Annotated in this window: 13 protein-coding genes; 4 read left to right on the forward strand and 9 right to left on the reverse strand. The window is 34.3% G+C overall.

Going from position 1 to position 14,399, the window contains the following annotated elements:
• Window positions 1-150: 150 nt before the first annotated feature.
• The 3 genes from CBF31_RS06550 (at window position 151) to CBF31_RS06560 (ending at window position 5,077) form a co-directional block, all read left to right on the forward strand.
• Window positions 151-3,027, forward strand: a complete 2,877-nt coding sequence (locus CBF31_RS06550) for a sigma-54-dependent transcriptional regulator (RefSeq protein ID WP_126831583.1) — start codon at window positions 151-153, stop codon at window positions 3,025-3,027.
• Between the two features lie 18 nt (window positions 3,028-3,045).
• Window positions 3,046-3,543 carry a mannose/fructose/sorbose PTS transporter subunit IIB gene (locus tag CBF31_RS06555; RefSeq protein ID WP_126831584.1) on the forward strand — a complete coding sequence of 166 codons (498 nt, stop codon included), beginning with the start codon at window positions 3,046-3,048 and terminating at the stop codon, window positions 3,541-3,543.
• Window positions 3,544-3,727: 184 nt separating this feature from the next.
• Window positions 3,728-5,077, forward strand: coding sequence for a polysaccharide deacetylase family protein (locus CBF31_RS06560; protein WP_126831585.1), 1,350 nt, complete (start codon window positions 3,728-3,730; stop codon window positions 5,075-5,077).
• Window positions 5,078-5,130: 53 nt separating this feature from the next.
• On the opposite strand, the gene CBF31_RS06565 is transcribed toward CBF31_RS06560, so the two are convergent.
• The 6 genes from CBF31_RS06565 to CBF31_RS06590 form a co-directional block, all read right to left on the reverse strand.
• Window positions 5,131-5,442: a hypothetical protein gene (locus tag CBF31_RS06565; protein WP_126831586.1), complete on the reverse strand. Its 312-nt coding sequence runs from the start codon at window positions 5,440-5,442 to the stop codon at window positions 5,131-5,133.
• Window positions 5,443-5,472: 30 nt separating this feature from the next.
• A complete protein-coding gene (locus CBF31_RS06570) occupies window positions 5,473-5,865 on the reverse strand; it encodes a DUF4809 family protein (RefSeq protein ID WP_126831587.1) in 393 nt (130 codons plus the stop codon).
• 114 nt (window positions 5,866-5,979) lie between these two features.
• On the reverse strand, window positions 5,980-7,161 hold the full coding sequence (locus tag CBF31_RS06575; RefSeq protein WP_126831588.1) for a NupC/NupG family nucleoside CNT transporter: 1,182 nt from the start codon (window positions 7,159-7,161) through the stop codon (window positions 5,980-5,982).
• A 347-nt stretch (window positions 7,162-7,508) separates the two neighbouring features.
• On the reverse strand, window positions 7,509-8,072 hold the full coding sequence (efp, locus tag CBF31_RS06580) for an elongation factor P (protein WP_126831589.1): 564 nt from the start codon (window positions 8,070-8,072) through the stop codon (window positions 7,509-7,511).
• A 186-nt stretch (window positions 8,073-8,258) separates the two neighbouring features.
• The gene (locus CBF31_RS06585) at window positions 8,259-8,915 is read right to left on the reverse strand and encodes a peroxiredoxin (protein WP_126831590.1); all 657 of its coding nucleotides are present in this window, start codon (window positions 8,913-8,915) and stop codon (window positions 8,259-8,261) included.
• Window positions 8,916-9,113: 198 nt separating this feature from the next.
• Window positions 9,114-9,995: a LysR family transcriptional regulator gene (locus CBF31_RS06590; RefSeq protein WP_126831591.1), complete on the reverse strand. Its 882-nt coding sequence runs from the start codon at window positions 9,993-9,995 to the stop codon at window positions 9,114-9,116.
• 140 nt (window positions 9,996-10,135) lie between these two features.
• On the opposite strand from CBF31_RS06590, the gene CBF31_RS06595 reads away from it, so the two are divergent.
• On the forward strand, window positions 10,136-11,326 hold the full coding sequence (locus CBF31_RS06595; RefSeq protein ID WP_126831592.1) for a coenzyme F420-0:L-glutamate ligase: 1,191 nt from the start codon (window positions 10,136-10,138) through the stop codon (window positions 11,324-11,326).
• Between the two features lie 280 nt (window positions 11,327-11,606).
• Here the strand turns inward: CBF31_RS06595 and CBF31_RS06600 are convergent, their stop codons facing one another.
• From CBF31_RS06600 to CBF31_RS06610, 3 genes are all read right to left on the reverse strand, one after another.
• The gene (locus CBF31_RS06600; protein ID WP_126831593.1) at window positions 11,607-12,644 is read right to left on the reverse strand and encodes a WxLIP family cell surface protein; all 1,038 of its coding nucleotides are present in this window, start codon (window positions 12,642-12,644) and stop codon (window positions 11,607-11,609) included.
• Between the two features lie 61 nt (window positions 12,645-12,705).
• Window positions 12,706-13,509 carry a WxL domain-containing protein gene (locus tag CBF31_RS06605; protein ID WP_126831594.1) on the reverse strand — a complete coding sequence of 268 codons (804 nt, stop codon included), beginning with the start codon at window positions 13,507-13,509 and terminating at the stop codon, window positions 12,706-12,708.
• 59 nt (window positions 13,510-13,568) lie between these two features.
• Window positions 13,569-14,345 (reverse strand): WxL domain-containing protein, encoded by a 777-nt coding sequence (locus CBF31_RS06610; protein ID WP_126831595.1) that lies wholly within the window; start codon window positions 14,343-14,345, stop codon window positions 13,569-13,571.
• Window positions 14,346-14,399: the final 54 nt, after the last annotated feature.

The following is a 14,399-nucleotide window of genomic DNA, read 5'->3' on the forward strand; positions in this document are numbered from 1 at the left end:
ATTATTTGTCAATAGTTTTTCAACCCGAGTAGTGTACTATTTCAACAATACACTATATAATACACTTGTGTATCCCTTGTTAAAACACGGTTACCCTATTAAGTTAGTTTTTTCTTAATATTTTTCAATACTATATAAAAGGAGCAACCTATGAAACGAATTGACCGTATTTATCATCACGTTTTAAGCCAAACACAAAATTTAACACCTGACCAACTCCTTCTTGGTTACGGCTTAACCACTAAAGCAATATCAGAAGCACTAGACATTCAACGAACGAATACCAGCAAAGATTTAAACAAACTTGTACGTCAAGGTCTATTAGGTAAAATAGAAGGACGCCCTGTGAAATACGTCGATATCAACGTGCTACGTCATCAGCCATTCTCCAAGCCTGTTGCTAGCTATTTTCAAGATAAAAAAGAACCCGATGACATTAACTCCCATTCAACCATTGTCACTCCTTCTAAAAATACGCCATCGTCTCGCGATATTTTCAGTCAAATGATCGGCGTAACAGGAAGTATGAAAAATTCTGTTGAACAAGCAAAAGCCGCTATCCTTTATCCACCTAAAGGGCTTAATTGTTTAATTACTGGCCCTACTGGATCAGGTAAAACCTATTTCGCCCACGCAATTTTTCGTTTTGCAAAATTGAATAATCTCATTCCTGAAGATAAAGACCTGATCGTCTTTAACTGTGCAGACTATGCTCACAATCCCGAACTATTGATGTCACATCTATTCGGATATGCAGCAGGGGCATTTACAGGTGCAACTAAAGAGAAAAATGGGATTATTCATGAAGCAGATGGCAGTATTCTATTCCTAGATGAAGTTCATCGTTTACCTCCTGAAGGACAAGAAATGGTATTTTATTTTCTAGATCATGGGACTTATTCGCGACTTGGTGAATCTGGGAAAACACATAAGGCTGATGTAAGAGTTATCTGTGCGACTACCGAAAACCCGGCCTCAGCTTTACTCAATACCTTTGTTAGACGAATACCTATCGTCATCCAACTTCCAAATTTCGAGGATAGACCTGCTAAGGAAAAAGTTGATTTATTACGCACGATGACATCCATAGAAGCGTCACGTATCAAACGTAAAATTTCTTTATCAGAAGATGTTGTCAAAGCCTTGATTGGGAGTGTCTCATACGGAAATGTTGGACAACTAAAGTCAAATGTACAACTGGTAACCGCTCGCGCTTTTTTAAATCAAATGGAGCAAGATGAGTTACATATTGAATTGGAAGAACTCACTGAAAATATAAAGGATGGGATGCTGCAACTTGCAAACAACCGCGACTCTCTAAATGAGTTGTCAAAAATTTTAGAACCGGTTATGGTTGTCTCACCTAATGAACCGGCAGTTGCTATCCAATCAGACTCTTATGAACTGCCCTATAACCTTTATGAAATAATCGGTGACAAAGCCACTCTGCTAGAACATGATGGTTTAGACAAAGAGGCAATTACTCATTTTATTAAAACAGATATCAACGTCCACTTAAAATCATTTTACAAAAACCATGGGTTTACATTTGACAGTGACAATAAACTCGTTGAATTGGTTGATAAACGTGTGCTTGAACTTACCAAACAAATTTACCGGTTTGCGCAGGAGCAACTTGGTTATCATTTTCAATCTAATTTTATTTATGCAGTTAGTTTGCATCTCAGCTCATTTATTAAACGTAGTCATTCAGGAAAAGAACGTGATTATACTGTCAATGAAAATATAAAAGCCATGGTACTTGACCACCCACACGAATTTGAAGTTGCTAAAGAAATAAAGGCTTTAATAGAGGATGAATTTAAACAAGGGTTACCTGAATCTGAAGTATTTTATTTAGCTGTCCTTTTGATATCATTAAAAGAAAATAAAACGGTTGGACGAATAGGTATAGTTGTCGCTGCTCACGGAAAAAGCACGGCAACCAGTATGGTTCAAGTTGTCACTCAACTTTTAAATGTTGATAACTTACGTGCTGTTGACATGCCACTCGAAATGGCACCTTCTGAAGCCTTGATCGCCATTATTACTGCCGTAAAAGAAGTTAATGAAGGAAATGGTGTTCTTTTACTCGTTGACATGGGCTCACTTGCAACTTTCTCTGAAGAAATTATGCGCCAAACCTCTATACCTATTAAAACGGTAGACATGGTTTCTACACCCATTGTTTTGGAAACTGCTCGTAAAACAGCCCTTATCGACACTCGATTAGATGATTTATACGATTCTTTAAAGAAATTTCAGGGATATGATATGAGTTATAGTCACCCTTCATCTTCGACACCTAAAGAAAAAGCAATTATCGCTATCTGCGCCTCAGGTATTGGAACAGCTGAGCGCATGAAGGAGCTAATCGAATCAACTGTCTCAGAGGAAAACAGAACACAACTACGTGTTATTCCTATCTCTGTTGCTGACGTTCAATCAAAAATAGGAACGATACAAGAGAGCTACGATGTTATCGCATCAACAGGTATTACTGATCCTAAGTTAGCTGTTCCTTTTATCTCAATGGAAAACTTTTTTATCGGTGAAACCAGTCAAATTATTGAAAAATTATTGAGTAAAACGGATTATCACCAAGTGACTCTATCGGAAAACGAAGCAAAGAAAGTATGTCAGGACTACATGTCAGATAGTTTTTCATTTGTTAACCCGTCTAAATTAATCGACCCTCTGTGGCAATTTGCAAAACATTTAAGCAGTCTTTTACCTCAGTCTGATGATTTATACCATTTCCAAATTAACCTTGTGATGCACACTGCTGGGGCAATTGAACGCATCATGACTCAAGATACATTGACACTAACAACCACCCAAGCTAAAGAGCGACTAGAACTGCCTTATACTAATGAAATAACAAAAGATATTGAAGAATTAGAGTCTATACTTAATCTAAGTATCCCTATTGAAGAACGTTATTTTATCCACCAAATTGTTTTAAACAGTTTAACAAAAAATACACCCGACATTCCTACAACTACTGTTGATGATTTTGAACTTTAAACTAAAAGGAGAATTTTTATGAGTATGACCATTAGCTTGGCTAGAATTGATGATCGCCTTATTCACGGACAAGTCGCTACTGTTTGGACAAAAGCTTTTAATATCAATCGTATTATCGTGGTCAGTGATACTGTTGCTTATGATCACTTGAGAAAACAATTGCTTATCCAAGCCGCTCCTCCTGGGGTAAAAGTAAATGTCATCACTGTAAATAAAATGTTGGAAGTTTACCCTGATAAGCGTTTTAATGAAGTGAAAGCCATGCTTTTATTTACTAACCCTCAAGATGTTAAACATCTTGTCAGCGGTGGTGTTCATTTCGATTCTATTAATATAGGTGGGATGAGTTTTTCTAATGGAAAGAAAATGATCACTAATGCTGTAGCTGTGAATGAAGATGATATTAAAACATTTCATTTTCTTGCGGAAAAAGGAATTGACTTAGAGATTAGGAAAGTAGTAGCTGATAATAAGGTTAATCTTATTTCTCTCTTAGAAAAAGAAAAATTATGGTAAAAAAAGAAATGACTTAGTTGTGTATTTCTTTTTTACTTTTTATAGATACTTAACAAACAAATATGGTATCAATTGTGTATTACATTGTAAATCCCCCATTAAATTGACTTTATAAGCCTTTTTTGATATAAATAAAGGTAACGCATTACGGTGGTTCTGAAACATTTCAGTAAGGAGATTATTTATGAAAAAACAACACACTCACTCCATTTATTACATTTTTTACTCTACTCTATTTATTCTCATAGCTCTTTTTATGTTTTATAGCTATGCTTTAAATACCCAATGGTTAACTTTATTAAGTGACGAACAGACACATCTTCAACAAAAAAAATTACCTTTTCTAACATTGGTTAACCAAGAAGATGGAGGAAATACACTTGTTCCTTTAGCCGATAATGGCAAACAAATTGGTAAAGCACCAAAAGATTCTTCCACTAAATCGAGTGGTTTTATCGGACAATCTGCTACCTTGATAAAAAATACATTTAAAAAACCACGTGAACTTGTCACCTTTGAAACAACACGATTTACAAATAGCATTATTAGCTATTCCATCATAAAAAATGACTACCGTCCAAGTCTCTTCGGTTGGAAGAAACAAAAAACCACTCATAATGATATTGTTATTTATGAAAAGACAGGCCATGAAATTTCATTTGACGATTTCAAGTTTTCAAAACGCCAACTTGATCGTATCGCACTGGAAGTAAAAACTAATGCCTTAAATGTCAACAAAGATGATGAAAAAATGATGGATAAAATCTTTTCACGTGATTTCTCAATTGATTTTGATAATGTAGCTTTCACCAGTCAAGGATTATACTTCCCAACTACAATTAAAAAACTATCTAAAAAATCTACAATATTGGATTACCAAGATGTTGGGAAAATTACGAGTACTAAAAATTACGCACAACCAAAAACTGATAAACTAGTCACATTAACCTTTGATGATGGACCAAAATCAGATACTACACCTGAATTATTAGAAACATTAAAAAAATATAACGTTCCAGCTACATTTTTTATGTTAGGTTCAAGTGTCAACACTTATCCTGAAACAGCTAAACTTGTCTATGATGAAGGCTTTGAAGTAGCGAGTCATAGTCTTGTGCATGATGCAGCCTCAGCTATAGGACCTCAACAAGTTATTGATTATGAAATTGAAAATGAAAAAGCAATCTACAAAGCAACTGGCACATTACCAACAAAATATCGCCCACCTTATGGCGATATTAATAAAGATGCTTCTGATTTGCTACAAATGCCAATTATTCAATGGAATATCGACTCTCAAGACTGGGTGCTTAAAGATGCTAAGAAAATTGCGAAAAGTGTTGTTTCTAACACTTACCCAGGGTCAATCATTCTCATCCATGATATCCATAAAGAATCAATAAAATCTGTACCAATTATCATTAACGACTTAACTAAACAAGGTTACAGTTTTGTTTCTCTAGATGATCTTATTCAAGAGTTCTACCCAGGACAACAATATTTTGATCAATTCGAAAATAGACCTGTGGCCTAATTAAAAAGAAGTTCAAAAGAGAGCACTTTGCTCATTCTTTTGAACTTCTTTTTTTATAATTCGTAAGTAAAATTTCGAGTTGTTTTTTTTATACGACTGATTTCCAACTCAAGATACCCATTTTCCAACAAATAATGAGCCAATTGCTCTGACTCTATATCAAGTAAGTAACTTGATAGTTTAGTTTCTCCTTGGTACAAGGTTACTCTTTCTATAACAGTATCTGGAACCCAACAGACTGCTGTTAACTCACCTTTAGCTGTTTTAAAGTCAATAATCACTTGTAATGGCTGAATATTTCCACATGGAGCAAACACAAATAAATCCGGTCGTCTTTCTTCTAGTTCTCTAATTAGCTTAAGCATATAAAATCATCTCTTTTCATTAACATGCGGTTACATTGTGAATGTGTACCCATCACTCTGAAATAACTCTTGTAAAATACCATTTACTTTTGAAAAAAGTTCATCATTATCTGATATAAAATTCTTGCTAGAAATTGATTTTCCTGCTGAACTATATATCAATTGATCGTATTCTTCAACAAGTTTTACTTCTTTTCCATTTTTACTAAAAACAGTATACTCATCCATCATCATCACTTTATACTCTTGACTCCAACCTTCGTTCAAAACTAACCCCATCACCATCGAAGAAACGGTCAATCCATCTAATACAATTTCTTTTCCGTCTAAATCTAACGAAAATATAACACTTTCTACCGTCCCACAAGCATTACACCCACCGTTTGTTAAATCAATTGTACTTGTAATAGCAACCTCTTTCATATGTAGTCCTCCTTTGTTTTCTTACATGTTCATTATAGAACAAGTAACAATTTTTTTCTAATACTCTTACAAAAAAAGGCCACACATAATAAAATGTGTGACCTTTAGAAAGATCTAGTTAAAGAAAATTAAGCCTACAATTGTAGCTGATAAGAAACTTACTAATGTAGCTCCCCATAATAAACGTAAGCCCATTTTAGCAACAACTTTACCTTGACGTTTATTAAGTCCGTTAACTGCACCAGAGATAACTCCAATCGATGTAAAGTTAGCAAATGATACTAAGAAAATAGAAACAATCGCTTCTGTTCTTGCACTAAATTCAAATGAACCATGTTTTAATGTTTCCATCGCAACAAATTCGTTAGATACTAATTTAGTTGCCATAACACTTCCTGCATCAACTGCATCTGCCATAGGAACACCCATTAAAACAGCAGCTGGTGAGAAAATATATCCTAAAATTTCTTGGAAGCTAATTCCAAAGATAGCATTGAAAATACCGTTAATCATTGCAATAATCGCAACAAATCCAATTAACATAGCCCCAACAGTAATCGCTACTTGGAAACCATCCATAATATATTCTACTAACATTTCGAAGAATGATTGTTTAGATTGAACAACTTCTAGTTCCTCTTCATCTTCCACTTCATATGGATTAATGATTGATGTGATAATAAATCCACCAAATAAATTTAAAACGATAGCTGTTACAACATATTTTGGCTCAAGTAATGTCATGTATGCTCCAACGATTGACATTGAAACTGTAGACATTGCTGAGGCACATAAGGTGTATAAACGCTTTTCAGATAGGCCACCTAATTGATTTTTAACTGAAATAAATACTTCTGATTGACCTAAAATAATAGAAGCAATACCGTTATACGACTCTAACTGCCCCATACCATTTACTTTACTCATCGCTTTACCTAAATATTTAATAATGAATGGTAAAATTCCAAAGAATTGTAGAATCCCGATTAACACAGAGATAAAGATGATAGGCATTAATACAGTTAGGAAGAACGGGGCTGCACCTTCATTAGCTAAACCACCAAATACAAACTCAACACCTTCACCTGCATAATCTAAAATTTTTGTAAAACCGTTTGCAATCCCGCCTATTAAAATGTTTCCAAAGCTCGTATTAAGTAAGATATACCCAAATACAAATTGTAGAACTAATAATTGAATAATCGGTCTCTTTTTAATCTTACTACGGTCACTACTTGATGCATACGCTAATCCAATAAAAATAATGATACCAATAATACTAATCAAAATACTCAAAACTGACACTCCTTTTAAACTATTTTAATCATAAAGAACTATTATTATCGTATTAAAAAACATCCGATAAAACCGAAAATAGTAAAAGGTTTTACTAAAAAGCGGTTACAACTTGAAAGTTAACTAAATAAATAACACTAATTCCTACATGAACAAGGCTTAATTGTAGTTTTTTTTGGACGAAATGTCAATATTCTATAAAAAAAACCAACCTTTATTTTTTATAATGTTCGTATTCTGGTCTAATCAAATAAAGACACCTCCATTCAATTTATGTAAAATGAATGAAGGTGCTTTTATATTTACCTCAACCTATGGGAAGTTCCCTTTTACTGAGATATTTTTTATTATTTAGCTGCACGTTTTAAATATGTACCCTCTTGTGTGTTAATTTCTAATTTTTCACCTGCTTCGATGAAATCAGGTACGTTTACAACAACACCTGTTTCCATTTTAGCTGGTTTCCCTGAACCTGAAACTGTTGCACCTTTAATTGAAGGTTGTGTTTCAGCAACTTCTAAAATAACAGTTGTTGGTAATGTAATACCAATTACTTCTTCACCGAAAAATTGAATTTTAACTTCCATATTTTCTAACATATATTTTAATTCATCTTCAATAGAATCAGTTGGTAACTCGTATTGTTCATACGTTTCTAAATCCATGAAGATTGACATATCTTCTTGGCTATATAAATATTGAACAGCTTTTAATTCTAAGAATGCTTTTTTTACTTTATCATCAGGTCTCATTGTTGTATCCGTAGTTGAACCCGTACGAACATCTTTCAATTTCATACGCATAACAGTGTTACCTTTTCCTGGTTTATGGTGGCTAGCTTCCATAACACGGATTAATTTACCATCTTGCTCAAATGTCATACCTGCTTTTAAATCACTAATTGCGATCATATTGTATTTCTCCTTTTTATAAAAACTAAATTTAAGTTATTCTTATCTGAATACTTACTCATTGTAGCAAAAAAAAGCCTTAAATTCTAGTAGTATCGGCTTTCACCAGTCATTAATTGATCGTTTTATGAAATATAACCTATGAAAAAAAGACCTTGAAGTAGTCACTCCATGGCCTTTATACTTTTAACTTTCTAATTCTTTTGTACAGAAGTAAAAATCTTTGCACTCCATCGTTTCATCTGTCATACGTTTAGCAGCTTCATCTTGATTTTTAGCAGGTGGAACGATTACACGATCACCAGGTTCCCAATTAGCTGGCGTTGCAATATTATGTTTATCCGATGCTTGTAAGGCTTGAACAATTCTTAATACTTCAGGAATATTACGTCCATTTGATGATGGGTAATAAATAATAGTTCTTACTACTTGTTTGTCATCAATGACAAACACAGCACGTGAAGTAGCAGTGTCGCTTTCACCTGGCATAATCATACCATATTTTTTAGCTACATCCATTGATAAATCAGCAATCACAGGGAATGTAATTTTAACGTCAAAATTTTGCTCAATATTTCTTACCCAAGCAATATGAGAATGAACACTATCGATACTCAACCCAATTAATTCAGTATTAATTGCAGCTAACTCCTCTTTAATCCCTTGGAAGCCAACAAATTCAGTAGTACATACTGGTGTAAAATCAGATGGATGTGAAAATAATACTACCCATTTTCCTTTATAATCTGATAAAGAGATTTCTCCTTTAGTTGTTTCCGCAGTAAATTCTGGAGCCGGTGAACCAATACGTGGTAATGATAAAAATTCTTTTTCTTCACACATAATCTATTCCTCCTTAGTAATTTAAGATTCGTGATGATTATAACAAGTATCAAAAAATAATACAAAATAATAAGCTATTTTCGAAAATGATTATCATTATCAGAATCTTTAAGGCTTTTAAAACGTTCGGAATCTAATTTATGAAATCATCTTGAAACATCACTTTCAAACGACTCATTAATCGTTATATCTCAACCTCTAGAGTTTAATACTATCCACAAATTTTTGAGCCGCTTTTGACAGTGGATAATTTTTCAAATGAATAACACCTACATGACGAGCAGGTATCTCTTCATCTAATTTCAATTCAACCAGACTCCCATCATTTAAATAATGTGTTGAAAATTCTCTAACGACACAAGAAATTCCTAAATTAATTTTAGCAAAATCTAAAACGAGGTCGTATGACCCTAGTTCAAATACCGGCTTTAATCTCAGCCCTTTTTTTTCTATAAAAGATTCAACATATACTCGTGAATTCGCTTCTTTTTCTAGAACTATTAAAGGGTGTGTGAGTAATGTTTCATACGTCATAGCCTGTGGTAACTTCTCGCGATAACTTGGTGTACAAACAAAAATATCATGAATTACTTTTTTTGGTAAGACTGTGATTTGTTTATCACTGACCGGCAAATGACAAACTCCTACATCAGCTTCCCCTTCTTTTAAATAACTGACAATCTCAGTTGTCGTTCCGTTTAATATCTTTAAGTTGATACCTGGGTAATTCGCATAAAACTGCTCCAAGTAAGGGAGTAAGAAATAACGAGAAATTGTGTCGCCAACACCTATTCTTAATTCTCCTGTTTTCATTTCTGTAAAATTCAAAATATCATCTTCGGCTAATTCAAAACGCTTTAGCGCAATTTTGACATGCTCTTCTAGCACCTTACCCTCATTAGTTAATATAATTCCTTTAGGTGTTCGATAAAATAAAGTCACACCCAATTCTTGTTCTAATTTTGCAATCGATTGACTAACAGCTGATTGTGTCATATAAAGTTCTTCTGACGCTTTTGAAAAACTGCTATACTGACTAACTATCTGAAAAATACGGTACAAATCTAATTTCCCAATCACCATTACCACTCCTTATACCCTATATAACTATTATTATGTTTACTTATACCATAGTTATAGTCTATAGTATAGAAGTAAAGAACACAAATCATACATGGTGCTTATTAACTCAAATAAGCTACCGCTAAGGAGAGAGCTAATTGGAAAGAACAGTTGGTACAACAGTCCGTGGTCTTCGTGGCCCAATTATTAATCAAGGAGACGACCTTGAAAAAATCGTGGTAGACGTCGTTTTAAATTCTGCAAAAGCTGAAAATTACAGCATTGACGATCAAGATGTTATTACAATTACAGAATCTATCGTGGCTCGTTCACAAGGAAACTACGCAACAGTTGATGATATCGCTGCTGATGTTAACGCTAAATTCGGAGATGAACCCGTTGGTATTATCTTCCCAATCTTAAGCCGTAACCGTTTCTCAATTTGTTTACGTGGTATGGCACGTGGTCTTAAAAAAGTTGTCTTAATGCTAAGCTACCCTTCAGATGAAGTAGGTAACCATTTAGTAGATATCGACGAATTAGATGAAAAAGGAATTAATCCTTGGACAGATGTGTTAACAGAAGCTGAATTCCGTGAACACTTTGGTTATAAAAAACATACATTTACAGGTGTGGATTACATCGAGTACTATAAATCATTAATCGAAGAAGAAGGCGCTGAATGTGAAGTCATCTTCTCAAACAACGCTAAAACAATCTTAGATTACACTAAGAACGTTCTAACATGTGATATTCATACTCGTTTCCGTACAAAACGTATTTTAGAAAATAATGGCGCTGAAAAAGTTTACGCTATGAGCGATATCTTAACTGCTTCAAACAACGGCAGTGGATTTAATGAAGCTTATGGTTTACTAGGCTCAAACAAATCAACAGAAAATAGTATTAAACTATTCCCTAATGATTGCCAACCTTTAGTTGAAGGTATCCAAGCTAAAATTAAAGAAGAAACTGGAAAAAATGTTGAAGTTATGGTTTATGGTGACGGCGCATTTAAAGATCCAGTTGGCCAAATTTGGGAACTTGCTGACCCTGTTGTTTCTCCAGCCTACACTGCTGGTTTAGAAGGAACACCTAACGAAGTAAAATTAAAATATTTAGCTGATAATAACTTCGCTGACCTACGCGGTGACGAACTAAAAACAGCTATCTCAGATTACATCAAAAATAAAGATGAAGATTTAGTCGGTGCTATGGAAGCACAAGGAACAACACCTCGTCGTTTAACTGACTTAATCGGTTCATTATCAGATTTAACATCAGGTAGTGGCGATAAAGGGACACCTTTCGTCTACATCAAAGGGTACTTCGATAACTATACAAAATAATAAAAAGGAGATGATTTTAAAAATCATCTCCTTTTTCATTTCACTGAATCATTTATCAATGTAACGAGCTCTGGCAATTTAGGGACTATTAATTTTAAGATTTCTTGGTACCCACAAAACTGTCCCGACTTATCTACATATTTTAGATAGCCAATGTATTTGAAATAGAGCTAAATAATATGACAAAAAAACTATGAAAGAAAGGATAATCATTCTCTCATAGTTCATTGTTAATTTAATCTATCTTTATTGATAATACGATAGTTATTCTCACTTTTTCTTACATATCAAATTCGTTTTCTAACTCTTTAATTTTTTCTTTTTCTTTTTCCTTTTTCTTTTTAGCAAAGAAGAAGAAACCAGTACCCGCTGCAACTAAAGCTGCTATAATTCCACCAATAATATAAGGCATATTATTTGGTTTTTCATTAACGTGAATCGCTGAATCATTTAATTTTTTAGCTTTTTCACGAGAGATTTCAAATTTTTCTTCCCATTTCCAAACACCATACGGCGTATCGAAAGAGAATTTAGCTGTGTATGTCCCGGGAACAACATTATTGTCTCCCCATTGCATTTGATAAGGTAAGTAAGAGTTCGGTGCAATACTCATCTCCTCTTTACTTTGAGAGGCAATTTTTTCATTACCTTTAAAAACATCTAATTTAAAAATACCACGTGATAAGATATTACGTTCAGTATTTTCTAATTTAATTTGTAAATAGTTACGTTTATTTTCTTGGATATTCTCTAAAGACACAAACTCTAAGTTCGGTTTAATTTGCTCATCACTTTCAGTTAACATCACTGGGACAGTGTATGAGAAACGATTTTTAAACATTTTATCTTTTTCACTATCTGCTACAGCATTAAGTACATAAATTGCACCTAATTTAATCCCTTTAAAGCTCTCTTTTGGTGTTTTTAATTTAAATTCAACAACTTTAGATTCACCAGGTTTTAACGTAACATTTTTTTCTTTCGTTTTAATAAGCTCTGAAACAGGTTCTTTCATACTGTCAGGCAAGTCCACTTTTTCTTCACCATAAGCAATAACACCCTCTGGCGTTGTATAAGCATCATTGATTAAAATATCAGCTGATGTTTCTTTCTTAGAACCATTCTTCACCGTAACTTTTAGCGTGTAATCCTTATCAGGTTTCACCTTTAAATTAAATGATGATGTGTCCGTTTTATCGATTGCATTTTCATGCGCTTCAGGTTGAACAGATAAACTATTCCCCTCGGCTAATCCTGTAGTTGGAAATACTGCAAGGCACCCCACTACCATTGTTAAACTCATTAAAAAACGTTTCAATTATTTTCACTCCTTACAACGAAAGACAGAAGGATTGATCCTTCTGCCGTTCGAGTTATTATTATTTTGCTGGTGTTGCCGCTTCAGCGAATGAAGTGCTACCAGTTAAATTCCATGTTAATGTTGAAGTGTAATCAGCATCTGCTAATTTCACGCTATCAGTAGCTGGGATTTCTAATGTTAAGCCACTGTTTGTTTCAGTTGTTTGTACATCTTCTTTACCAAATACCATTGACCAAGTACCGCCACCTTTTTGAGCGTCAGCAGTCATGATAGTTTGACCTGTTTTGTTGAATTCAATTTGTTCTGCAATTGCAGTTGGTGCTGAAGCTTCAAGACCTTCAACGTTACCAACGATGCGTTTATCATTAACTTTGATGAAAGTTCCATCTAATGAATCTTTACCATCAGTTAAAGCAGTAGTGTCAAGACTTAAAGTCCATCCTTTTTGTCCACCACGAACATCCGTTACTTGAACGTAAGACGTGTAATTTACATCATCTTTAGCAGATTTGATAACACTTTCGTTTTCTAATGACATAGCACCAACTTTAATTTCGTGATCACCAAAGTCAAAGTTTGGAGCAATGTTAATCATTAATGGACCTGAAGTTTCAGGAGTTTCTCCACCTGGGTTTGGAACAACAACTTCCGGTTTTTCGTTTTCACCTTCACCACCGCCACCGCCTGGAGGTGTTGGTTTTTCGCCTTCGCCGCCGCCATTTTCTCCGCCGTTACCAGCGTGAAATTTAACGTGACCTTTTGTATCTAATTTTGTTGGTGATACGTTAGCTGCTCCTGCAACTAATGAACCTGTCATTGAAGCTAATACTGTTGCTGCTACTAATAAGTTTAATTTTTTCATTTTGAAATTTCCCCTTTATTATATACTATTTTTTTGCAAAACGGTAGTTTTTTTAAAAATTATGCTTGTGGAGTTGCTGCAGCTGCGTAAGTTGGAGTTCCAGCTAAGTTCCAAGTGATTGTTGAGTTATATGTACCTTCTGAAGCTTTAACAGCATCTGATGCAGTTAAGTTTAATTTAACATCTTCATTTGTTTCGCCTGTTTGTGTTGGAGTAGTACCTAAGATACCTGACCAGATTCCTTCACCAGCATTAGCTGCTGCTGACATTACTGGAGTTTGGCTTCCGTCAAATTTGATTGATGTAAAAGTACCAGTTGGAGCTGTAGCTTCAACGCCTTCTTCACCCATGATGTTGAAACCTTTGATTTCGATTGAGCTTCCGCCGTCTAATGTGCTTTCACCATTTTTTAATGGAGTAGCTGATGCAGTTAATGACCATCCAGCATGTGTTCCACGGATATCTTTAACTTGTACAAAGTGTGTTACTTTACCTTTGTCGTTTTCAATAACGTTTTTAGCTGCAACTTCTTTAGCTTTAGCATCTAATTTAATAGTACCAAAGTCAAAGTTTGGAGCGAATGTTAACATTAAATCAGCAGTTGTTTCTGGAGTTTCTCCACCTTCACCGCCGCCTGGAGGTGTAATTTCTCCACCGCCACCTGGAGGTGTAACTTCTCCACCATTTTCTCCACCAGTTTCTTCTTTTTCGAATTTAACTTTAGCAGTTGTATTTAAATCAGTTGGTCCTTTACCTGGTGTTGCCGCTGATACAACTACGCCACCTACCATTGTTGATGCTAATAATGCTACTGTTACTAAGTTTAATTTTTTCATGTTATATTCCTCCTGAGGATTATTATTTTTAGTTTTTATATTTTATAAGATAAT

This window comes from Vagococcus fessus (genome assembly GCF_003987565.1).
GTDB lineage: Bacteria > Bacillota > Bacilli > Lactobacillales > Vagococcaceae > Vagococcus_D > Vagococcus_D fessus.